The sequence below is a fragment of the Acinetobacter sp. CY73 genome (assembly GCF_059515865.1).
Genome location: NZ_JCAKMZ010000001.1, coordinates 158,386 through 181,542 on the forward strand (window position 1 = coordinate 158,386; position 23,157 = coordinate 181,542).

At 37.7% G+C, this 23,157-nt stretch carries 22 protein-coding genes and 3 pseudogenes; 16 read left to right on the top strand and 9 right to left on the bottom strand.

Translation table 11 applies throughout. From position 1 onward, the window contains the following. Window positions 1-210: 210 nt before the first annotated feature. Together AC5YD2_RS00755 and AC5YD2_RS00760 are read left to right on the top strand one after the other, a co-directional pair. On the top strand, window positions 211-387 hold the full coding sequence (locus AC5YD2_RS00755; RefSeq protein WP_496124485.1) for a hypothetical protein: 177 nt from the start codon (window positions 211-213) through the stop codon (window positions 385-387). 135 nt (window positions 388-522) lie between these two features. Further along, entirely contained in the window at window positions 523-672 is a 150-nt protein-coding gene (locus AC5YD2_RS00760) for a hypothetical protein (protein WP_496124486.1), read from the top strand. 88 nt (window positions 673-760) lie between these two features. Here AC5YD2_RS00760 and AC5YD2_RS00765 read toward each other — a convergent pair whose 3' ends face one another. Beyond that, complete coding sequence (locus AC5YD2_RS00765) at window positions 761-1,960, bottom strand: BaiN/RdsA family NAD(P)/FAD-dependent oxidoreductase (protein ID WP_496124487.1); 1,200 nt, start codon at window positions 1,958-1,960, stop codon at window positions 761-763. A gap of 101 nt (window positions 1,961-2,061) precedes the next feature. Between AC5YD2_RS00765 and AC5YD2_RS00770 the strand changes: the two genes are divergently transcribed. After that, complete coding sequence (locus AC5YD2_RS00770) at window positions 2,062-2,400, top strand: DUF4870 family protein (protein WP_496124488.1); 339 nt, start codon at window positions 2,062-2,064, stop codon at window positions 2,398-2,400. Between the two features lie 110 nt (window positions 2,401-2,510). Here AC5YD2_RS00770 and AC5YD2_RS00775 read toward each other — a convergent pair whose 3' ends face one another. Next, window positions 2,511-3,377, bottom strand: a complete 867-nt coding sequence (locus AC5YD2_RS00775) for a 1-aminocyclopropane-1-carboxylate deaminase/D-cysteine desulfhydrase (RefSeq protein ID WP_496124489.1) — start codon at window positions 3,375-3,377, stop codon at window positions 2,511-2,513. A 203-nt stretch (window positions 3,378-3,580) separates the two neighbouring features. Between AC5YD2_RS00775 and AC5YD2_RS00780 the strand changes: the two genes are divergently transcribed. Both AC5YD2_RS00780 and AC5YD2_RS00785 read left to right on the top strand, forming a co-directional pair. Continuing rightward, window positions 3,581-4,276, top strand: a complete 696-nt coding sequence (locus AC5YD2_RS00780) for a D-Ala-D-Ala carboxypeptidase family metallohydrolase (protein ID WP_496124490.1) — start codon at window positions 3,581-3,583, stop codon at window positions 4,274-4,276. A gap of 113 nt (window positions 4,277-4,389) precedes the next feature. After that, on the top strand, window positions 4,390-4,602 hold the full coding sequence (locus tag AC5YD2_RS00785) for an NF038215 family lipoprotein (protein ID WP_496124491.1): 213 nt from the start codon (window positions 4,390-4,392) through the stop codon (window positions 4,600-4,602). A 267-nt stretch (window positions 4,603-4,869) separates the two neighbouring features. On the opposite strand, the gene AC5YD2_RS00790 is transcribed toward AC5YD2_RS00785, so the two are convergent. Continuing rightward, window positions 4,870-5,325, bottom strand: coding sequence for a DIP1984 family protein (locus AC5YD2_RS00790; protein ID WP_496124492.1), 456 nt, complete (start codon window positions 5,323-5,325; stop codon window positions 4,870-4,872). A gap of 219 nt (window positions 5,326-5,544) precedes the next feature. Between AC5YD2_RS00790 and AC5YD2_RS00795 the strand changes: the two genes are divergently transcribed. Beyond that, the gene (locus AC5YD2_RS00795; protein WP_496124493.1) at window positions 5,545-6,168 is read left to right on the top strand and encodes a LysE family translocator; all 624 of its coding nucleotides are present in this window, start codon (window positions 5,545-5,547) and stop codon (window positions 6,166-6,168) included. Window positions 6,169-6,457: 289 nt separating this feature from the next. Continuing rightward, window positions 6,458-7,552, top strand: coding sequence for a DUF6670 family protein (locus AC5YD2_RS00800; RefSeq protein WP_496124494.1), 1,095 nt, complete (start codon window positions 6,458-6,460; stop codon window positions 7,550-7,552). Window positions 7,553-8,522: 970 nt separating this feature from the next. Here the strand turns inward: AC5YD2_RS00800 and AC5YD2_RS00805 are convergent. From AC5YD2_RS00805 to metG, 3 genes and pseudogenes are all read right to left on the bottom strand, one after another. After that, window positions 8,523-8,651 (bottom strand): annotated as a pseudogene (locus tag AC5YD2_RS00805) (hypothetical protein); the annotation flags it as partial. Window positions 8,652-8,700: 49 nt separating this feature from the next. Further along, window positions 8,701-9,414: a sel1 repeat family protein gene (locus tag AC5YD2_RS00810; RefSeq protein ID WP_496124495.1), complete on the bottom strand. Its 714-nt coding sequence runs from the start codon at window positions 9,412-9,414 to the stop codon at window positions 8,701-8,703. A 57-nt stretch (window positions 9,415-9,471) separates the two neighbouring features. Beyond that, window positions 9,472-11,541, bottom strand: a complete 2,070-nt coding sequence (gene metG, locus AC5YD2_RS00815) for a methionine--tRNA ligase (protein WP_496124496.1) — start codon at window positions 11,539-11,541, stop codon at window positions 9,472-9,474. A gap of 179 nt (window positions 11,542-11,720) precedes the next feature. On the opposite strand from metG, the gene AC5YD2_RS00820 reads away from it, so the two are divergent. Further along, window positions 11,721-12,560 carry a hypothetical protein gene (locus AC5YD2_RS00820; RefSeq protein ID WP_496124497.1) on the top strand — a complete coding sequence of 280 codons (840 nt, stop codon included), beginning with the start codon at window positions 11,721-11,723 and terminating at the stop codon, window positions 12,558-12,560. A gap of 56 nt (window positions 12,561-12,616) precedes the next feature. On the opposite strand, the gene AC5YD2_RS00825 is transcribed toward AC5YD2_RS00820, so the two are convergent. Together AC5YD2_RS00825 and AC5YD2_RS00830 are read right to left on the bottom strand one after the other, a co-directional pair. After that, window positions 12,617-12,961 carry a hypothetical protein gene (locus AC5YD2_RS00825; RefSeq protein ID WP_496124498.1) on the bottom strand — a complete coding sequence of 115 codons (345 nt, stop codon included), beginning with the start codon at window positions 12,959-12,961 and terminating at the stop codon, window positions 12,617-12,619. Between the two features lie 60 nt (window positions 12,962-13,021). Beyond that, on the bottom strand, window positions 13,022-13,267 hold the full coding sequence (locus tag AC5YD2_RS00830; RefSeq protein ID WP_496124499.1) for a DUF6500 family protein: 246 nt from the start codon (window positions 13,265-13,267) through the stop codon (window positions 13,022-13,024). A 197-nt stretch (window positions 13,268-13,464) separates the two neighbouring features. Here AC5YD2_RS00830 and AC5YD2_RS00835 point away from each other — a divergent pair. After that, window positions 13,465-13,926 (top strand): annotated as a pseudogene (locus tag AC5YD2_RS00835) (hypothetical protein); the annotation flags it as partial. Window positions 13,927-14,161: 235 nt separating this feature from the next. Here the strand turns inward: AC5YD2_RS00835 and AC5YD2_RS00840 are convergent. Continuing rightward, window positions 14,162-14,461, bottom strand: a complete 300-nt coding sequence (locus AC5YD2_RS00840) for a hypothetical protein (RefSeq protein WP_496124500.1) — start codon at window positions 14,459-14,461, stop codon at window positions 14,162-14,164. Between the two features lie 296 nt (window positions 14,462-14,757). Here AC5YD2_RS00840 and apbC point away from each other — a divergent pair, with 296 nt between their 5' ends. From apbC to AC5YD2_RS00875, 7 genes and pseudogenes are all read left to right on the top strand, one after another. Continuing rightward, window positions 14,758-16,098: an iron-sulfur cluster carrier protein ApbC gene (gene apbC / locus AC5YD2_RS00845; RefSeq protein WP_496124501.1), complete on the top strand. Its 1,341-nt coding sequence runs from the start codon at window positions 14,758-14,760 to the stop codon at window positions 16,096-16,098. A gap of 228 nt (window positions 16,099-16,326) precedes the next feature. Next, window positions 16,327-16,494, top strand: coding sequence for a hypothetical protein (locus AC5YD2_RS00850; RefSeq protein ID WP_496124502.1), 168 nt, complete (start codon window positions 16,327-16,329; stop codon window positions 16,492-16,494). A 320-nt stretch (window positions 16,495-16,814) separates the two neighbouring features. Then, window positions 16,815-17,408: a LysE family translocator gene (locus tag AC5YD2_RS00855; RefSeq protein WP_496124503.1), complete on the top strand. Its 594-nt coding sequence runs from the start codon at window positions 16,815-16,817 to the stop codon at window positions 17,406-17,408. A gap of 152 nt (window positions 17,409-17,560) precedes the next feature. Further along, window positions 17,561-18,130, top strand: a complete 570-nt coding sequence (gene dcd, locus AC5YD2_RS00860; protein WP_496124504.1) for a dCTP deaminase — start codon at window positions 17,561-17,563, stop codon at window positions 18,128-18,130. 361 nt (window positions 18,131-18,491) lie between these two features. Then, window positions 18,492-19,847: pseudogene (locus AC5YD2_RS00865) on the top strand (hypothetical protein); the annotation flags it as partial. Between the two features lie 130 nt (window positions 19,848-19,977). Further along, complete coding sequence (locus AC5YD2_RS00870) at window positions 19,978-20,667, top strand: hypothetical protein (protein WP_496124505.1); 690 nt, start codon at window positions 19,978-19,980, stop codon at window positions 20,665-20,667. Window positions 20,668-20,694: 27 nt separating this feature from the next. Further along, window positions 20,695-23,154 carry a DUF6160 family protein gene (locus AC5YD2_RS00875; RefSeq protein ID WP_496124506.1) on the top strand — a complete coding sequence of 820 codons (2,460 nt, stop codon included), beginning with the start codon at window positions 20,695-20,697 and terminating at the stop codon, window positions 23,152-23,154. The last annotated feature ends 3 nt before the right edge of the window (window positions 23,155-23,157 follow it).

Below are 23,157 nucleotides of genomic sequence, written 5' to 3' on the forward strand. Positions count from 1 at the left end.
ATATCACCATGGGTTCAGCCACAATAAGTTGTGGCTGGACTTAATCTTGACCATATTGTTATTCAAAATTTGGGATTAAAAAAGGGTTCAAAAGGGATTTGAAAAGGACTCAAAGTTAAGTGACTAAAGATAAAAGTTGATATTGAACAGGATTCACTCATATATTGATAGGGTTTAAATAATGATAAGTTTATATCAGAGAGAAAAATAATGAAGAAGCAACCAAATAAATTTCTTGCCCCAGTTGTGATTGCAGGGGTAACGATTGGATTTTTAGCCAGTGCTTACAAATTCGTTTTTGCTAAACCTCAGCCTGTAAATAATCAAAAGACTGATGTGCAGCCGGATCAACTGAACGATCAGGTTGCACAACCAGTTAGAAAATAAATTTCAAATTGGTATATTTTATGCTTTATTAATATTAAATAAATTTCTTAAAATATAGATACTTATTTATTTTGTTGTCATATTTATTCAATAATATTGTATAGATCAGGAAGATCATAAATGGAGAAATTATTCGTGTTGAAATTAATTAAAAATTTTAAAAAACTGTCTGGTATCCAAAGCTCAAATGAGATTTCAGAAGAGCTGGTTAAACTTGAACGTACAGTTGAACGTTTAAACAGTGCGAAAAATGTTCACCTATTACGCACTGATTATTTGGAATGATGCTGTATTCATGTCTAATCAAGCAAATTTTAATCAGTCATTTTAAACAGTAAAATGATTAGACAAGCAATGATTGTATAAGCAATGATTAGACAAACTGCGATGCGGCATGTGCAGACGCCCATGCCCATTGGAAATTATAGCCACCCAAATGCCCTGAGACATCTAAGATTTCACCAACAAAAAACAAGCCTTTTTGCTTTTTACTTTCCATCGTTTTAGATGAAACTTCTGTAGTATCCACACCACCCAAAGTTACTTCAGCTGTACGGTAGCCTTCTGTACCAGAGGGTTTGACATCAAAACCATTTAAACGCGATGCGATGAATTCTAATTTTTCATCACTGATATTACCAATGGAAGTATCTGCTTGATCGAGCCAAATTAAGTTTTGTAATTCAAGCACTACACTTTTAGGTAAAAGCTCAGTCAACAAGGTACGTAATAACACTTTGGGTTGGCTTTTCTTTTTATGGATCAAGAAATCTTTCAAATCGACGCTTGGTAAAAAATCAATTTTGAAACTTTGACCCACATCCCAATAGTTAGACAGCTGTAATGAGCTAGGTCCACTCAAACCACGGTGTGTAAATAATAATGCTTCGGTAAAGCTATTCAGTTCATTGGACAGTGTGGCTTCAACGGCATTACCACTCAATCGCGTGGTTACCTCTTTGAAACCATCAGAGAAAGTAAAGGGAACTAGACCTGCGCGAGTAGGGAAAATATGATGACCATATTGTTTTGCGATTTCATAACCGATAGCTGAACCGCCCAATGTTGGAATCGACAAGCCACCAGAGGCAATCACCACTGATTCTGCTTGAAAATGCCCCACATTGGTTGAAACTTGAAAGCCTTGAGGGTCAAGCGCAGTGACAGCTTTCACTTCACAACTGGTTTTAATGTCAACGAATTTTGCTTTATCACACTCTGTTAAAAGCATGGCTAAAATTTCTTTTGCACCGTTTACAGTAAACAACTGACCATGTTTGCGTTCTTCGTATTCGATGCCGTATTCACAGACCATACCAATGAAATCCCAATTGGTATAACGGCTCAGTGCCGAAATGACAAAATGAGGATTATGGGTCACGTAGTTTTCAGGCTCGACGTATAGGTTGGTAAAATTACATTTACCACCGCCAGACATCAGAATCTTTTTACCAACTTTGTTGGCTTTTTCCATGACCAACACTTTACGACCACGTTGCGCTGCCATATATGCTGTCATTAAACCTGACGCACCTGCGCCAATGACAATGACATCATATTGATTGAAAGACATAGCTGACTCGCCGTGGGAATTATGGACGCAGGATTATACTCTTTTTCCATGGCTTGTTTTATACTTTGAGCATAATCAACAATCAATAAGTTCGAATAATAATGCAAAGTCTAAATCAACCCGATCAACAACAAAATTTGAAACAGTTCAATCTGATTACTTATGGTCTATATTTTGCGAGTTATGTGGTGGGGATCACTTGGCTAGCAGCGATCATCATGAACTATGTGAAACGTAATGAAGTTCGAGGGACATGGTTAGAGAGTCATGTTGAATGGCAGATTAAAACCTTTTGGTTGAGTTTGGCCGGTTATTTAGTCGGTTTCATTACTATGTTTATTTTAATCGGCTTTGTCATTCTTTTGATCACGTTTATTTGGAATATGTATCGTTTGATTGTGGGCTTGATTGCATTGACCGAAAACCGTCCTGTAGGCTAATCAATTACCGATAGCATCTTTGATCATTTGATCAAGCATCTGTTTATATATTTCATCAGAGCATTTAAAGCTGTATATAAGGGTAGATATTGTGCATTTTAATTGGAAATTTAATCAACGATTTTGCCTTGTAAGCCTCCAGTATGAATCAACAAAATGCGTTGATTCGCTCTAAACTTTGCTTGCTCAATCCATTGGAATACGCCGTAAAACATCTTAGCGGTATACACTTGCTCAAGTGGGATATGATACTTTTGCTCAAACCATGTCATAAATTCCAGCAATGAAGGTGTGGTTTTGGCATAACCGCCACAACAAAACTCATCGGTCATATACCAATTGGACTTCTGCGTTTTTTGGCGGACGTCTTCTGTCAAAAAATCACCTTTCAAAGCAGAAAAACCAATTACCATTTGATGGGGGTAACTGGCTTCAATCAAACCTGTAATGGTTCCACCTGTGCCTACAGCGCAACAAATCACATCAAAATTTTGCTGATCTTGTACGCTTAAAATCTCTTTACACCCTTGAATCGCCAGTTGGTTTGTTCCGCCTTCGGGAATGATGTAATGCGATGGAAATTGTTGAGCGAGCTTGCTGAGGAATTTAGGTTGATCTTTATCACGATAGGCGGTGCGGCTGATAAAGTGTAGTTGCATGCCTAGTGCTTGTGCTGTTGCTAAAGTTGGGTTTAAAGGGCGATCTTTCAGTTCTTCACCACGAATGATGCCAACACTGTTAAAACCAAACTGATGTGCTGCAAAAGCCGTTGCAGCAATATGATTGGAGTATGCACCACCAAAGGTCAGCACACTTTTAAAGCCTTGTTGTTGAGCTTCTTGAAAATTATATTTGAGCTTAAAAAACTTATTCCCTGAAATCTGCGGATGAATCTGATCTAGACGTTTGATAGTGAGTGGCACACCTAAATATTCAATCTGTTGCTCATTTACCGTTTGGGCGATGTCATCAAACATTTTATTCTCTAAAGCGTGGAAGATAAGATTAAACAAAATTTGATCAGGAAGCGTACTAGATTGGTCATTTCCATTTTAACGTGGAATCTCTTCGAATTATATGAGCTTAAAAATCAATATGGTTTTTCTTTAAAGCGCTATAAAAACTGTGTTGGCGCTTCAAATTTGTTAGTATGACGCAAAATAACTGATCCAAAAATAATATGCTTTCGCGTTCCTTTACACTTTTTTCGAGTGCTTTTTTCTGCTTTTTACTTAGTTCTGGTTGCTCTGAACAGAATTCTCAAAATAAAACTCAGTCTGCTGAGGAGTTAAAACAAGTCAAAGATAAACGACAACAAGCACAGTATCAGCAACAGTTTGAACAATGGAAACTCACTCAAGACCCGCAATTAATCGAAGAATACGAAAGGTTCTTTCAATCTAAAGTAAAACAAGTGCCGACTTTATATGAGTTGACCCTGAATTCTCACCCTTTGAGCGCTGAATGTCAGCAACATCGATTTAGTTTGCCACCTAAAAAGTTATGGTCGAATTTGGTTGCGCCACTACAGTTGATTGAACAGTTGCAACAAGAAGGTTATTTTGCCCATTATAAAATCGTGTCGGTATATCGAAGTCGAGAAGCCAATACCTGTGTTCATGGCGCGAAAGCCAGTAAGCATTTAAATAATTTTGCAGTCGACTTTCAAACCTTGGATGAGCATCGAAAGCCTTATGTCAATCATGATGAAATCGATCAAAAACTGTGTCAGTTTTGGCATCAGCAAGGCAAAAAACATCGCCTCGGTTTAGGCTTATATAGCAAACAACGCTTCCATATTGATACGCAAGGCTATCGAACTTGGGGGATTGGTTTCAGGTCAGTGTCTTCACCGTGCTTAAACTCTAAAATCTGAAATCTTAAAATAAATACTGAAGTAGTATGAATGGAAAATCTCAGGCGGAATAAAAGTTTATTTTTTATACGGTCATGTTAATCTAAACACAGCAAGCACATCAGGAGCGTGCCATGATCAATAACAATAAAATCCTATTCTTCATGCTGAGTTTATTTTTATTCGGATGTGACTCTATGCAACAAGCCGATGATCGTAACATTGAAGCGCGCACGATGATTATTGGTGGCGTTCCTGTACATGATAAAGATTATAAATTAGCAGATAACCATCTACCACTGAACAATCAATCGCTGAACGAGAGTCAGGTCAAATCAGCACCCTGAATATGTAGAGAGCTCAATTTTAATTTTCATCCATAGAGGAACTGAAAAAAGAATACGGTGGGCATAGTGTCAGTACGTGGTCGTGAAAAGTACCTTGTAAAAGATAACAGATGCAGGGTGCGACGTCAGCATTGTAAGCTTTTGAAGTAGACGTTTTACTTCTGCAATCGTTTGTTGAATTAAAGCCTTACAAACGAATAAAAGGCTGTGTACTCGCCCAATATGCCCGAACGGGTGAGAAAGATAAACTTCCTGAATTTGAGTGATCTATATTAATTCAACTTGCCAATTGGATGCCTGAATTTCCAAATTGTTTTTTCGCAGTTGCTGACTAATCGCATCGGCCTGTTTTTGTAAATCCGCAACGGAAATGGTCTTGATCCAACGAATTTCGCTTGAACTATAACGACCATTTTCACGACGAGAGCTATCAATCGCCTGTTGCAATACGCGATGCTGCTGCGTCAATAAATCTCGTTGATTGAGAACAGCCAATAGCGGATTTCCTTCAATGGACTGTGCTTGTGCATTGGTCAAGTGGATACGCTGAATCAGTTGATGTAGTTCTTGATTGACTGCGAATGCTTCTTGAATTAATGCATTGGCATCTTCACTGGCTTGATCACCTTCTTGAATTAACACATTGTTATTAATACGTTGCTGTAGAGAAGCCAGTTTGGTTTGAAGGTCACTACGGAGCAGTAAAGCTTCGGCTAATTTCATCTTTGTTCTAATCTCAAAGTTCTAATTTAAAAGTTCTAATCTAAAAGGTTCTAATCTAAAAATCATGTCATTCATGGATCATGCATTGAATTCGAAGGTGATTCAATGAATTTGCAGTGAATTATTCGGTGAAATTGTAAAAATGAATTGAAATATAGCAAGATATTCAATTTTTAAATCGGTAGAATTACCAGAATCAAATTGGGTTAGGGTGTCGCGGTGGAATCATTTTGGATTTTAGGATCGATAGCATTTGCACTGATGTTGGGTGCGATGAGTCCTGGGCCGACCTCTATTTATGTGGCTAAAAATTCAATTGCGATTTCGCGTAAGCATGGTTTATATACAGCATTCGGTACAGGAACTGGTGCTGCGATATTTGGCTTGCTTGCTGTATTGGGCTTACAAGCTTTATTGCTCGCTGTGCCTTCAGCATACTTCGCTTTAAAAATCTGCGGTGGTTTATATTTATTGTGGCTTGCCTATAAAATTATTAAGCATGCCAAAGAACCGATTGAAGCGGATCAATCTGTTTCAACACAAATGTCTTTTCGTCGTGCCTTTACCACAGGTTTAATTACGCAATTGGCCAATCCTAAAATTGCGATTGTCTTGGCCAGTATTTTTACCGCATTGTTACCCAAAGAAATCCCGACCTATTATTACTTTGTATTACCGTTGCTGTGTTTTTTTATTGATGCAGGCTGGTGTTCCTTGGTTGCTGTAGCTTTGTCTGCGGAAAAACCACGTCGTGTTTATCTAAAATTTAAAGCGGTGTTTGATCGTGCTGCGGGTGTAGTCATGACTGTACTTGGCTTAAAGCTGATCTTTGGAATGAAATAAGTGATATGAAGTCAGTGATATGAAATCAGTGATATGAAATATCCATTCTTGGAATTTGAATAAAATGAAATAAAACAAGCTGGTTTCAAATTATTGATACTGGCTTTATATTAGAAAAATTGCTTCCATTTGATACAGTCTCTGCTGATCTGAACGTCTGATCTCGAATGAAATTGTCCTACAAAAACTTGGATATGACCCTTAATCACATTCTCGAGTCCTAATCAGCCATAAACTTCACATCTATATCTAAGTAGTCTGTAATGATCTCATTCTCCCTGAGCAATACATGCATTCACTTTTAAGCAGTAAGCCGCGAAATTATACCGTACAACAGAAAGTAAAATATCGTCTTGGTCAAGTGGGTACCAAGCTCCTTGGTGCGGTTTCACCCGATGCGCAAGCTGAACTTCCACGTGATTATAATTTTGATGCGCATGTATTTCATTCACAATTTGCGAGTACACATTACGGTATCATGATTCCTGATTTGCCTGAACCGTATCGTTATTTGTCTTATGCTGCTGTAATTGGTGATGTAGGGGCGAAGATCACTAAAGTGTCGCCTAAACTGACGAATTTAGCGCCTGAAAATAGCGCAACTTTAGTACATGGCACAGCGCTGTCGGAAACAAAAGATGCCTATAAAATTTATGATATTCAGCATCAATTAAAGTTCCAACAGTCACCATTTCGGATCGATTTTGCTGAAGATTCATCGCTCTATGAGGAAGATGGCAAGTATCGTCTTGTATCTAATTCAGATGACTTAAAAGTGGATCTTACTTTAACGCCAACGGATGCTTTGACGTGGTTTTCGCATAGTTCGTTGTATCAACATTTTAGTGTCTTAATGAAGTATAGAGGTTCATTGACGCAAAAAGGTGAAATCGTCAAAGTCTCAGGCCTATGTACATTGGAACATTGGAAGTCGATTTCAGTGTCGATGTTGCCTAAACAGCTTTTGTTGCATAATTTGACTTTACCCTTATCGTCATTTAGTTATCAGGTGATTAACCTAAATGCAGAAGAGCAGTTGGTTTTGGCATTCATTGGTTTTGCGGGTGAGCCTGCGTATACGGCGGTGTCATACCGTCATGTGAATGGCACATCGATTCAGTATGATGATGCTTTTTTCGAAGTGGTGGCATTGAAAACAGAGTCATTGATGACGCCTGATGGTCATGCCATGGAAGTACCGCAGTCGTTTCGTTGGGTGGCACATCATCAGGGTGAGAAAGTGTTGGAGATTGTTGCTGTGGTGGACACTCCCTATTGTTATGGTTTGGCAGCGGGTTATGTCAGTTCTTATCAATGGACAGGTGTGGTTAAGGAGCAAAAGGCTGAGGGGAGAGGGTATTTAGAGTTTATTGATCGGAGGTAAAATATAACTTTACTTAATATACAAAAATAACGGATTTTTTCTAATAATTGATATGATTCTTAAAATTGATTATGAATGATAGTGAAATCAAATTATTGGTTTCTGCGAATTGGTCAAGAATAAATTGAGAGTTGAGTTTCCAATCAATTATTGTTGAGCGTTCTAAGATTTCACTTAAGGTAGGTATAAGTTATCAAATTACTTTACGATAAATAGCAGTTTAAAATACAAAAATATGGTGTTTTTCACTCAAACTGGCATTCTCCTCATTTGAGCCGAATGGTCTTTTTTACGCATAGAATTTATGATCAATTTTAATCTTTTGTATGTGAAAAATAATTATAATAATTTATCGGGGAATTATTAAAATGGGAGTTTTAATTCTAATTACTTTCTGTATTATTATTTATCTTGTCGTTTGTTTTCTTTTTTATAAACTTATTTTTAAAGCATATCGCCACGTTATCTATCATCTAAAAATTCTTATCAATGAACATCAGATCAATTTAAAAGCTTCACTAATGATGCGAAATGTCCTTTCCTTTATTGTAATTTCGATTTTTATTTTTGATGTTGGTAATGTACAAGGAGACGTAGGTTTCGGTTTTTTTCTATTACCTCTTATCTTATTTTTAGCTCCTTTTTTTTGTATTGTATTAATTTTATTATATAATTTAATTTTTCATATACTGTTGTATTGTTTGATAATTAAATTTAGTAGCATAAGATTTTATAAGATATATTTTCTATTATCAGTAATTTCAATTTTATTTTTTCAATTCATTTGGTGGAAATGGTTTTATAGTGAAATTTCTTTATCAAGAAGAGTCACTGTATGGAATATCGTGACAATTTTTTTTCCGCTAATACCAATGTTAGGATTATTACTTAAACACTCTGGCAAAATTGTTAAATAATTTTAAAAGCCCTTGCAATGTAAGGCTTTTTTCTCATCTCAATAATTTGAAAATTAAGACACTTTATCACCTGGTTTAGCACCAGTTTCAGGTGAAATTACCCAAATACCGTCGCCATTACCCGCAGCGAGTACCATACCGTTTGAGATCCCAAAACGCATCTTACGTGGTGCAAGGTTTACAGTCAAAGAGAGTAATCGCTATCTATAGAGTGGGGTATAAGAAAGACTATTATTTCCCTTGATTTAAGATCTTCTCAATATCTTTAGAGAAATCAACCAGCTTGAACTCTCTCGTGTCGCAATTTGCTAACTTACAGACTTCCTTTTGATATTCATCAGAACCCATTGAAGCTATCGCTTTTTGCTTCCAATACTCCGCCTTTTTTGTACTTTGTAACTCTTCAGGTAATCGGAAATTATACTCATCGACAAGTCTTCTTTGTGCGATAGGTGAACCTTGTTCGCCTGCTTTTTCTAAGAATTTTAGATATTTGTTGGGATCGTATTTAAAGTGTTGAGCCAGTAGATACGAGGCATAAGCATTATTCTGATCTGAGAGTTTTTCAATAGGAGTGATATTAATTTCAGATCTTAGCTCACGTTCCTTGAAGAATAGGGCGAACTCTAGGAGAGCCATTGATGCAGATGAGTCACCTTGAGAAATTAATTGATTTAACATATCAAGATATTTTAACTTTTCTTGTTCAGCATACTGAGCAATTTTATTTTCATTACCTTCTTTTACTAGCAGATCTAATTCAGACGAGTAAGAAATGCTATGAGCAGTTGAATGCTCAGACATTAAAATATTTAAAAGTTTTTGATAGTTGTTCTTAAGCACTTGAACAGATGGACTAAATTTATAGGTTATTTCATTTTCAGCTGAATGTACCATCAGTGAGATGAACAAACTAAAAAGCAATATGATTATTTTTCTTAACATGGTTATCCCTTTTATATGAAAAAGGCTTCCGAAGAAGCCTTATTTTAAAAATATCAATTAAGACACTTTATCACCCGGTTTAGCACCCATTTCAGGTGAAATCACCCAAACACCGTCGCCATTACCCGCAGCGAGTACCATACCGTTTGAGATCCCAAAACGCATCTTACGTGGTGCAAGGTTTGCTACCATCACGACCAATTTGCCTTTTAAGTCTTCCGGCGCATAGAACTCACGAATACCGCTAAATACGTTGCGTGGCTCAGCTTCACCGACATTTAAAGTGAGTTGTAAAAGTTTATCAGAACCTTCAACCGTAGCAGCCTCTAAAACTTCAGCTACACGCAGGTCAACTTTCATAAAGTCTTCAATGCCAATGGTGCTTGTGTTAAGAGCAGCTTCGCCAACTTTAGGTTCAGCTTTCTTTTCGACCTTCTTCTCTTTTTTCTTCTCAGCTTTAGGTGCTTCAGCAGGTGCAGCCAAAGAATCTTTAGATGCATCCACCATCGCAGCAACCGCTTTCGGATCAACACGTTGCATCAGTGGTTGGAACAACGCAATTTCATGACCGATAAGAATCATTTCACGAGAAGCAAAGTCGAAAGATGCTAACTGCAAGAAGTCTTGAACTTGTTTTGCCAAAGTTGGCAATACAGGTGCAAGGTAAACTGCCAATTGACGGAACAAGTTAATACCCACAGAACACACGTCATGGACTTGTTGATCTTCACCTTCAATTTTTGCAAGCGCCCAAGGTTTTTTCTCATCAATGTATTGGTTGGCTTTATCCGCCAAAGACATGATTTCACGAATCGCCGCAGAGAACTCACGTGCTTCATATTGAGCTGCGATAGATGCACCTGCATCAATAAAGCTTTGTACCAATTCAGGCTCGGCACAAGTTGCAGAAAGTTTATTATCAAATTTGGTGTTAATGAATTTGGCACAACGGCTGGCGATGTTCACCACTTTACCGACTAAGTCAGAATTCACTTTTTGAACGAAATCATCAAGGTTTAAGTCAGAATCTTCAACTTTGTCCGAAAGTTTAGAAGCGAAGTAGTAACGTAGGTATTCAGGGTTTAAATGCTCTAAATACGTTTCTGCTTTAATGAATGTGCCGCGGGATTTCGACATCTTCTGACCATTTACAGTCAAGAAACCATTGACGAATAAACCTGATGGCGTGCGGTAGTTCGCACCTTCTAGCATTGCAGGCCAGAACAAGGCATGGAAATACACGATGTCTTTACCAATGAAGTGATACACCTCATTTTGAGAATCTTTTTTCCAATAATCATCAAAGCTAAGTTCTGGACGTTTGGTTTTGATGTAGTTTTCAAAACTCGACATATAGCCAATTGGCGCATCGACCCAAACGTAGAAGTATTTGTTTGGCGCATCTGGAATTTCAAAACCGAAGTAAGGCGCATCACGAGAGATATCCCAATCATTCAGACCTGCTTCAAACCACTCATCTAACTTGTTGGCAATCGAAACTGGCAGTCGACCTTCGTCACGTGTCCACTTTTGTAGGTATTCACCAAAGTTCGGCAATTTAAAGAAGTAGTGATCTGAAGATTTTTCAACAGGTGCAGCACCGCTAAGCGTTGATTTAGGATTTAACAATTCAGTGGCATTGTAAGTTGCACCACAGACTTCACATGAGTCGCCGTATTGATCTTCCGCTTTACATTTCGGGCATGTGCCTTTAATGAAACGATCCGACAAGAACATGCTTTTTTCAGGATCAAATAATTGGGTGACAGGGCGAACAGCAATATTGCCTGCTTCACGGTTTTTAATATAAATTTCAGATGCACGTGCTTTATTGGCATCGCTGTTTGTGGAGTCATAATGGTCAAAATGCACACCGAAACCATCAAAATCACGCATATGTTCTTTTTGAACATTGGCGATTTGTTCTTCAGGTGAAATACCATTGGCTTCGGCACGCAGCATGATCGCTGTACCGTGAGCATCATCCGCGCAGACATAAGTCACATCATGACCCATTGCACGCATGGCACGAACCCAAATATCTGCTTGGATATAACCGAGTAAGTGACCCATATGGATAGGACCATTGGCGTAAGGAAGGGCGTTAGTGACTAAGATATTACGCACGGATATAACTCTCTCATTCGTATTTTAAGCAAGGTGGATGATTTTACATGACTTGCATGTCAGATGCACAACGGAATAAGTGAATTCTGTTTAAAAGTAGATTTTTATATATTCAAAGTGCAATTACAGCGATAATGTCAGCTTAATATGATGTGAAAGTATTCTGAAGGGTTTTAAGCATGATCGACAGCCATAATGATCGTTACCACGATTTTGAAGATGATGACTTTGAAGATGATCAGTTTGATCGTGAGATTACACGCATTCCTCAGCGTACACCGAATAAAGTGCTTGGAAAAAGCATTTTAGAACAAGCCAATCAATACTGGCAGGAGATTGGTGAAGCTGAACATACTTTACTGATCCAAAGTTTAAGAACATTAGCCACCAAAGAATCTTATTTTGATGTGCTTGCAGATGAGTTAGATCAACCTATTGAAGCTAAGATTGCTAATGATGCCTTGAATCTGATGCACTTTTGGACACTTATTCAAAAGAATGAAGCAAATCCCGAACAGTTCAATTTACTCGATTTAATCAAGACAGAATATTTTCAAAACGAGCTTTTACAAGCCTTTGATGAATTAGAAATTGGTGATCTAAAAGCACAGCGCCGTGAAATTTTGCAAGAAGCGTTCAAGCTTTATCAACTTGAATGTTATGCAGGATGTATCCCTGTGATTTATGCGCAGTTGGAAGGTTTACTGACAGATGTGCTGATTGCACAAGGCTATCTCAGACAGAGCCAAACGAAGTTTGTTGACGTTTATAAAATTGTGCCTGGTCTAAAAGGACATGAGATTAAAAGCCTTTGGCACAAAGCAAAAATTGCAACCGAGTTAAATCGATACTTTGCAGAACTTGCACCGTATAAAATGGACAGTAGTTCAACGGTCACCATGACACGACATAACATGTTACACGGAACTGATGTTGCCAACTTTAATCAAGAGCGTAGTTTTATATTGTTTATTTGGTTATTTGCAGCAATTAGCTTTATGAGTACAGTGAAGAAATAATGTTATAAAAGGAGGTGAATAGACATTTGCCTTCTTTATAGCTATATTTTTTTAATTCAATATAAATCAACATAATTTATAAGATTTATTATCTTTCTCTTTAAAGTACAAGCCTTTCTACAATGATAGTACTTTAGTGCTTTTTCCCAATTTTGATCTTTGATTAAGCAAACCTTAAAATATCCATTACCTTTACCATTATATTTATACCAACCTGCATCCAGTACTATGTTTTTCTCTAAAAATTTTATTTGTAATAAATCTTCAGAAAAATCTAAGAAAGAATTTTTATTTAGCTTGTAATCATTATTCAACCAAGAAAGATTATCAAAAGTCACAACGCCTGTTCTTATATTGATTCCCCACCATAATGTTGCGTCAGATAACTCGCTTTGGCTCATATTTTAAATGTCCTTAATCAAAAATATAGCTCACTATATACCAAGATAATTGCTCATACTTTAGTTTTCATCTTGCACTATGAGCTGTTTAATTTTGGTCGCTTTCTCAAAATGATCCAATTGATGCGTTTGAATCCACCATGTAGCCACTTGCATTAAGGTGTATGGATCATCATTTTTATTGGTAAAGAAAGCATAAAACGATAAGCCGACATTGTCACCTTTCTGTCTGATTTTATCTTCACAAATTTGAATAATCTTCTGTTTTAGCTTCGAATCAAGTGTCGTTTTTTGAGTATCTGGCATCGTTTTACTTCTAATGGTCATTTTTGATGTTTGAAAAATGACTGTAACACTTGTAAGCAAAAAATACTGCGCAACGGCATGTAGTCACTTTGTTGCAAAATGATGCTAAAGCAATGCAAGTGAATGAAATGCTGTATAAATAATTGTTAGACAATTTAATGATTCATCCAGTGATCAATCCAATCAGAGGTGCAGACATGAGCAACAATAAAAATGCAGAACAATTGAAAGATAAAGCAACTGATTTAGGTACGGATATTAAGCACAAAGCGCAAGAAGTAAAATTAGACGGTGAAAAAGCGTTGGATGATTTAAAACACTCAGCCAAAGTGGCAAAACTCGAAGCTGAAAAAAAAGTAGATGAGTTGAAGCAAGAAAGTCACACGCAAACCGAAGAGGGAAAAGAAAATCTTGATCATAAAGCGGAGCAGGTAAAGGATAAATTTTCAGATGCTAAAGCAACGGCTCAAGAAAAGTTTGAACATTTAAAAACTGAAGCCAGTCATAAATTGGATGAAGCTAAGGTGAAAGCCAATGAACTTAAACAGGATGCTACCGTTAAGCTAGAAGAACTCAAAGTTCAGGCAACTGAAAAGTTTGATGAATTAAAGAAAAAGGCCAGTGAGACGTTGTCTAAATTCAAAAAAGACGATCAGGCTCAAACGGAAAATCAGTCTACACAAGACAGTAGTAATCAAGACAGTAGTAATACAGATAATCCAACAAATGATGATAAAAAAGTTTAATTGATTTTTAAATCGATTAGCTTGTATTGAGCTGAGTATTGATTAATAGATTGAATTCAACTGAAATGATCTAAACGTTATAGCAAAAAAAAGAAGAGTGCCATTTGGCGCTCTTCTACATTGTAGGATTGTTTATGGATCAATATTTTTATTGTAGATAAGACTTTATTTCGATTTTTCTAATTTGTTCTTTAACCACAGTCACCGTATAAACATTGTCGCCAATGTTATAGTCATATTGCATAGCATTGACCTGATTAGAACCCTCTTGCCAAGGGGTGGTTCGCATAGCAGTTGGTGATTGACCTGTACGGCTCATTAATTGGTTCAAACTATCACCAAGTGCAACAGTCTGATTACTCGCGGTTTTAAAGCTAGACGTTTCGACTGAAGCAAATGTTAAAAAAGAAAAAAGCCCAGCAATCAAAAAAATGAGAATTGATTTCATGCTAATCCATTAAATTGTGTTTGATTTTGGATTATAAGCACAAAGTGTGAAATAAAACACATTATTTTTGTGTCGTATCATCCTGATATGGCAAGTATTTAAACAAAAAAAAGCGTGATAAATAAATGACAAATTGTGTCATTAATTTATTATTTTTACTTGAAAAGTAGAATAAATCTGATTGATTTAGTCGGAATTTAGTTTTCTAGATGATTTGCGCCATAACGAGGCTTAAATTTAATGACATTTCAAGTTACACTAAGGTATTCAGCTGTATGTCCGTTTGGAGCAAATATATGTCGTGGCTTTCTTCACTTAAATCAGTTTTTGCACCCGCTCAGGAGGTGAAGGAAGAAGAAATCCAAGCGATTTTACAGCGCTATATCCTTCCAAATTCAAATCATGCTTTAAAAGATCGCATCAGCCAAGTGAATGTTGAAGGGCACGTTCTGCAAATCACGATTAATACGTTCAAGTCGGAGGCGGGACATTTACAAAAAATTCATGATGACCTTGCTGATGCGCTTGAGCCATGTGGTATTCAAGAATTGAATATGCATGTCATCCAACAAAAGCATGAACATGGTGAATCGAGTGGTTGTGGGCACAATCATACTGCGGGTGAGCGTTGTTCATCTCAGCCAGCACAGACTGCATCAAATGTAGAGTCTCATCAACCCAATCCAAAATTACCTCCAGTGATTGATGCTTCTGCAACGGCTCAAACTGAACCTAAAGTTCAAACACATTCAACAGCCGAAGTTTCACCAAATCAAGCTCAACACACAGCAGAAGTCGATCCAAATAACCCACCGATTCAAAAGGCTGCGCCACAGCAACGTGATGTACCAAAGCATCCACGTATTCAAAATGTTGTACTCATTTCTTCGGGTAAAGGCGGGGTTGGTAAATCAACCACAACAGTGAATATCGCATTGGCATTACAACAAATGGGATTAAAAGTTGGCGTACTAGATGCGGACATTTATGGACCAAGTATTCCAACTATGTTAGGTAATGCAGGTCGCACGCCAATGATTGAAGCTGAGCATTTCGTACCACTTGATGCTTATGGCATGGCTGTACTGTCTATTGGTCATTTAACAGGTGATCACAATACGCCTGTCGCTTGGCGTGGACCGAAAGCAACAGGTGCTTTGATGCAGTTGTTCAATCAAACGTTATGGCCAGACTTAGATGTGCTTTTGATTGATATGCCACCTGGAACAGGAGACATTCAGTTGACTTTGGCACAGCGGATTCCTGTGACGGGTGCTGTGATTGTGACAACACCTCAAAATGTCGCATTGATGGATGCCACTAAAGGCATCGCATTGTTTAACAAAGTCGGCATCCCAGTGATGGGGGTGATTGAAAATATGTCGACGCATATTTGTTCAAATTGTGGATTTGAAGAGCAGATCTTTGGTACAGGTGGTGGCGATAAATTGGCGGAACAATACGATATTCCTCTATTGGGTCGTTTGCCTTTGAACGCGAGTATTCGTGAAAATGCTGATATTGGTAAGCCTTCTGTGATCGCAGGAGACAGTGCAGCTCGGTCTTATATTGAGATTGCTGAAAAAATTGCAAAGCAATTACCTAAAGCTGATAAGAAAGAAAATCGTATTTTTTAAATTTATGAATATCTTAAAACCGCACAATTATTCTTAAATATTTAAAGCTCAACTGATGTTGGGCTTTTTTGTTTCTTAGATTAGCATTTAAATTGGAACATTGATTTTAAAGCTGAGAAATCTCGAAACCTTAAACTGACTATAAAACATGCAAAATTGTGATTATTTACTCTAATTTTAATCACTATACTTTAGCTTCTCCCAACAATAATGTGTAGGTTCATTGATATGCGTACCTTAAAAGTGATCATTCTTGCATTCAGTTTTACTTCACTTACAGCATCTGCCGCAATTATTAACCATGTTGATTTCCCTGAAGCTTTTGTTCAAGCCAAAGAAAAAGCTGTTCAGGCGGATTCAGGTGAAGTGACTGTATCTGCGAGTACATCTAAATAATCAGTACAAAAAAAGCTGAAATAGATAAAAATCATTTAATGAGTATCTTAAAAAATGAGGGTTTCGGCTCTCTTTTTTAATTTTTAGATGATTTAAAAATGTTCATAACAATTATAAAAATTGAATTTTTAACACATTTGGATGAATTTTGGGAAATAGAGCGAAATGACTGTGGAGTAGAAATATTAAAAATCATTAACTGGTTGAAATTATTTTATTTAAATAAATATTGTTTTTAGCTCATGTCTACTCACAATTATTTTTTTGCAAGGCTGAAAAAACAGGATTAATCTGCAATCGCTCAAGAGTGAGTTTATTGTATGATTTCATGGCTATTTATCGGTTTAGTGATTACGATCCTCTTCACACCAGGACCCACAAACACATTACTTGCATCTTCGGGGATTCAAGTGGGGGTAAAGAAATCATTTCGACTTATCCCAGCAGAAGCGATTGGCTATCTGATTTCAATTACATTTTGGGGCTTTCTCATTGGCAAAGTCTCAACTCATATGCCTTTATTACCGACTATTCTTAAATTATTCAGTGCAGGTTATCTTCTATATTTGTCGATCAAATTATGGCGTACTGCTGGGGCAGATGAAGAATTAGTTCATTCGTGTATACGTGCGCGTGAGTTATTTTTAGCGACGCTATTAAATCCAAAAGCTTTGCTATTTGCTTCAGCGATTTTTCCCAATATGGCTTGGACGGATGCGCATGTTTATGTACCGCACATGTTGGTTTTCTTGATTTTGATTATTCCAATAGCTTTTAGTTGGACAGTATTGGGTTCTTTATTAGCGTCGAATAAAATCCATTGGCTTAATCAAAAAAATATGCAAAAAACGGCATCTTTGATTCTGATGAGTTTTTCTATTCCACTCAGTTATTCAGCACTTTTGAGCCTTTAAAATACTCATCGTTTTACATATCTTACATAGCTCAAGTGCACACAGTTGTTGTTCAACGCAAATGAGCATGATCAAGGCTTTGTTATTTCCATTATTGTCGAATTCAGTTAAAGTAACCCGCAGTAATTGAAATCAGTTTTTGGGAAATATAAATGGCAATTAAGTCTGATCGTTGGATTCGCGAAATGAGCGAAAATCACGGCATGATTGAACCGTATGCAGAAAACCAAGTTCGCTTAGATGAGAATGGACAAAAGCTCATCTCTTATGGCGTATCGAGCTATGGTTATGATGTACGTTGTGCACGTGAATTTAAAGTATTTACCAATGTTCATTCAGTCATTGTGGATCCAAAAAACTTTGATGAAAAAAGTTTTATCGACATCGAAGCTGATGTTTGTATTATTCCACCGAACTCATTTGCTTTGGCGCGTACCGTTGAGTACTTCCGTATTCCACGCAATGTATTGACAGTTTGTTTAGGTAAGTCGACTTATGCACGTTGCGGTATTATCGTAAACGTCACACCACTTGAACCCGAGTGGGAAGGTCATGTGACTTTGGAATTTTCTAATACTACAAACCTACCTGCACGTATTTATGCAGGTGAGGGTGTAGCTCAAATGTTATTCTTTGAATCAGATGAAGTGTGTGAAACGTCTTATAAAGACCGCGGTGGTAAATACCAAGGTCAAACAGGTGTGACGCTTCCAAAAACTTAAAATATTGGCTTCGCTGAATGTTAAAAAAGCAAACGCCATCGTTTGCTTTTTTATTTAGGACACTTTGATCAGTCTAAAATAAAGTGTAATAACAAAAAACAATCAAATATACCTCATTAAAAAACTGATTCATTGGTTATAAGTTTTTATTATTCTTCAATAAATTAAATAACAATCACTTATCGGAAAAAGTGTGTTTTAGGACGCATTATTTTGCATAAAGCATTCAACTTGGATAATATAAAATGTGATGCGTTAATCAAATGTTTTAAGAAAAAATGGATCTTTCTTAAAAAATTAGAAATTTAAAATCCAAAAATAAAAATATGGTGCGGAGCATCGTATAAAAAGGAAGGTCAAGATGACTACACTCAATTATACGTTTAATTTTAATAAGACGATGTTATCGACTTTGATGACTTTGTGCATCTCGCAAATGAGCTTCGCACTGCAGCCTCTTTCTGATGAAACTTTAAGTACTACAACGGGTGAGGGTATTGCTCTCGTACCCCAAGATGCCTACTTTGTATTTCAGGGCGAAAATTCAACGGGTACTGATCTCACTGATCGATCTAAAGATACAGGTTACATCCATGTTATTCCTGTTGGGCCTTTAACCAACGCAGCTCTCGACACGAATAAAGACAATGTTGTCGATGCTAAAGATCACTCTGTGGGTAAAGCCGATCTATTTGTTTATGGTTTAGCACTGTCCAAATCTGATGGAAATCATAATTCCCGATTGGCCAATTCTGATGCTGCAGCGCGTATTGGTTCATGGGGAACGGCGACCAATCCATGGATTTTAAAAGTAGAAACTGAAAATCAAGTGCCCAATTTTGATCTCAATAGTAAGTGTGCGGCAAGTGATCCAAAGTGTCAGGTGCCTTACCTGACTTTAGAAGCCCCTTTATTTAATACTTCCATTCCGACCAATGCCGCTGATGGTGCAGATGCATATAAGTTAAAAATGGGCCTATGGGCGGATGCTTTTGTGTTGGATCCAAGTAAAAAAGAAGGTGATGCATCGTTGTATAAATTAGGTGCGACCAATCAAACAACTGAAGGGCGTGCGAATAGATTACGTTTACAAGCCATTTGGAATGATTTCACCCTTAATGGCAGTCGTTTACAGGTGTTTCAAACTTTAAATGGTTCTACAAATGCCAATGGGATGAGTGCTTTTTATAATAATACTTTAGGTATAGCGGGCTTAGTCCGATTAAACAGTGGTGATGCAGCGAATTTAAAGACCACAAGTTTAAACGATAAAGTGTTACGTCTAAGTACCAGAGAAACCACGAATACCAATTTGTTAGATAGTCCTGCAGTGAATGGAACATCTGCGCCAATTTTTGATGCGAATGAAGGATTATTTATCCATAATTTGAATGCAAACTTAGTGTTAGGTTCATTGTATCAACCGCTGATTTTGGGCTCAGATGGTGCAAACTTCAGTTTAGAACTGACTCGTATTCCCAATAAAGAAGAAATTTACCGAAAAATTTATACTGACTACGACAACCCCAATTCAACTGTATATCAGGGCTCAACCTGTAACGTTTATAAGTGTGGCAATAATGGACTGACTGGATATCAAGGGAATAATGCGACCCACAGCAGTATTACGATTGGTTCAACCGTTTACGATGCATCTAAAAATACGTTGAGTGCATACAAAGGTGCAGATGCAGTCGGTGTTTCATTTGGTGCTATGCGTCCAGTGGCTCAAACACCGGGTGCAACAGCGCCAGCGGCTAACTTTAAAAATATGGGTTCAGCCGTGATTGATGGGGTATTAATCCAACATCTTAAAATCACCACCAAAGGACTATAAGGAGAACCTAATGAAAATACTCTCGACTCTTCTTATAGCGAGTTTAATGTCTACACAAAGTTTTGCATTAGAAGCTCTAAGCGACCATGCTTTACAAGAAGTTGAAGGTCAATCTGGCGCAGATTTATCAATAAAACTCTCACTGAATCAAAAACTGATTGATGGTAAGTATGTTTTTGATAATGGTGCGGGTGCTGTTTGTGAAAAAGTTGAGTTTTGCCGTTTAGCTGTTGCAGTCAACAATCGCTATGTTGATGCAAATGGACAAGCCAGTAGCACTGGTGGCAACAAATTATGGCTGGTGATGAAAGGTATTCAAGGAACCATTAATATCCAAAAAATCGGACTGGATGGTATCGATTTAACCTACAAAAATGATGGTGGTGCCGACAAGATCAAAGCTGCGATGCAACTAAGCTTTGATCCTCAATTACCGATTCAAATCCGCAACTTTGGATTTGATGCTCTAGCCTTTGGCAAAGATACGTTTGTCTCCTCGGCAACCAGCGACGGTGATAGTACAAATCCAGCAGATCATGGCTATCTACAAGTATCTCGTTATGACTCGGCAAATGCACCTAAATCTGCATACGATCATGGTCGTGAGAAAGGTTTTATGGGCGTGCGTATGAATGGAAATTTAGCACTTCAAGGTAAGGTGATGATGTTTGGTTGTGATGCTAGTCATCCACGTTGTTAATTACCAATCAGCCAACAGGGAATAGTGATGAATAATAAAATCGTGATAAAAAATAAGAAGCAAAATCACAACAAGATTTTAATGTTAAATACTTTGGCGATGAGTGTTTTACTCGCTTCGGGTCAATTATATGCACTCGAAGTAATGCAAGACGAAGCATTAAGAGCCGTTGATGGTCAAGATGGCGTTCAAATTTCAACGACCTTAAGTGAAGCCAATATTGATCAACTGTATTGGTCCGATGATGCTGGTCGTGGCAGTTTAAATGCAAATGGTACGACACTAAGAGCAACTGCTGATCAAGTTAAGATACGCCAAAGTAATGCATCATCTGCTCCATTGGGTGCAGATATTCAGATCAATACGGGCAGTAAAGACAATAAAGTTGGCTTAGATTTAGCAGTGAGTGCTTCGCCTGCGTTGGTTACTGTAGATTCTTTCCGTATTTGTGAAGGTGCTTCAACTGCCAGCTGTACCCCTGCGATTGGTAATTTAGCGATTCAAACCGCTTCGAATATTGATCTAAAGTTAAGAACCATCGATGGGCTATTTAGCAAAGATAATCTGAGCGAAATGTCGATGGGGCTTAAAAATGCCAATATTTATTTAGGGCAAACAGATGTCAATTCTAAGCTGAATCAGTTGATTCTTAAAAACTTCAACTTTAACTTTGAAGGTAAAGGTTCAATTTTTGTAGACTCAGCTGAAGGTTTGAGAATGCAAACCAACACTCGTGATGGTGCTGTTGATCGTTATGCAACGATGAGTAGTACACCCAATGAAAATTTAGGTTATGTCGATTTAAATCGCGTCGCAGATCCAGCGTCTTCAAATGCAGGGTTTAAAAATACAGGGACTTATTCAGCAAATGGGGTAACCACAAGTTCTGGTTTGAACTTAGAGATTATGCTGAATAAAGAGGCGAATGCGCAAAATCCTTATGCCATAGATGCCACAACAAATAGTCCGCAAGGTGCAAAAGGGCTTATTCGTTTAGGTGCAAGTGGACGTATGGTGAACTCATCACTTGAATTTCGAGGTACGAAAGGTCAAGAAAACGTATTGGGTAATGCTGTACGCACAGATGGCGCTCAAGGCGGGAACAATATTGGGAATTCAGGGATTGGCTTCCGGATGAAAGCTGAATTCACCAATGATAACGATTCAATGTTAGGCGGCGATGCATCCAAAGCGACAAAACTTGAAATTGGTGGTGCGGGTTTAAATGCTTATGGATTTGAGTTCAGTAATTTAACTGGATTGATGGCAGGCAGTCGTGCATCTTTTGACAGTGGTAATGTCTACATTAACTTAGTGGACACCAAGTTTTTATCTATTCCTGTGAACAATGTGTTTCAAACCAGCCGTTTTGGTAATGGTGAGTTTCTTACTAAAGATCTCGATTATAGACAATATGTCCATAATGCGATTAGTACAACTAATCCATATAGTGTTGCTGTGGCTATTCGTGGGGCTGAGTTCCAGTCCTTAGCGCGTCGTGGTCGTTTTACAACGAGTGCGGGTGTGGATGATGCAAATTTATTTGCCAATAATGGTTTAAATAATGAGTGGGGACTTGCACTTCCTTTTTATAATTTAAATGCAAATTTGGCATTGTATGGTACTAAAGTTCAAGCAGATCAAGCATTTTATTACACACTGTCAGGTTCAAATGTGGTTAAAAATTTGGTCAGCAGTGCAGGTGAAACAGCACGTTTGGGACTTTCGATTGCGATGAGTACTGAAGGTGTGAGTAAAGGCAAAGGCGATAAAACAACGTCGATTCTGTTGATTGATGGCGGAAAAGTAGGCCAAACCAATACCACAACGGATTACTATATGGGACTGCGAAATGTGGATACCCTGCTTAAAGGTGCGGGTCATTTGGGTGTGGAAAATGGCAGTCTGAACGTCAGTTTAAAAGATATGTTGATTGTGATGTCGGCTGAAGTTGCAGCAGGTTATTTACCAGGTACAACTTATAAAACATGTAAGCTCAGTAGTTCTGCTGCGGGTTGTGCAACGCAGAGTGCCTCTACTGCAAATAATTTCTCGCTCCCTGATGATGTACTGTTTGGTTTGAAACTACGTTTAGGCGGAGATATTGATTTTTCATTACTTCCGAATAGTTCAATTGCTGATGGTAGTCGCTTATCTGTGGCAGGTGAGCTTGATCTGAAAGGTAATAACAATACTGTTCAGATTAGTGATCCACAAAATGGTTCGACACTCGGTTTAGATAGAATTACAGGTAAAGTGGCATTTAATAATGCCATTGTGGTGAATAAAGATCAGACCAGTGGAAATGCAAAAGTTGGCTTCCATGCGAATTTACTCTTAAATCCACAGCAAACCACTTCAGGTGTGTTTAGAGCAAGAGATATCAATTTCTATCCACCCAATACAGGCCCGGGTGCACGTTTAGGTGAGTTAGCGATTACAGGTGGGCGCATCTCAAGTGAATTTAATATCGTGCCACGAAATTAAAAG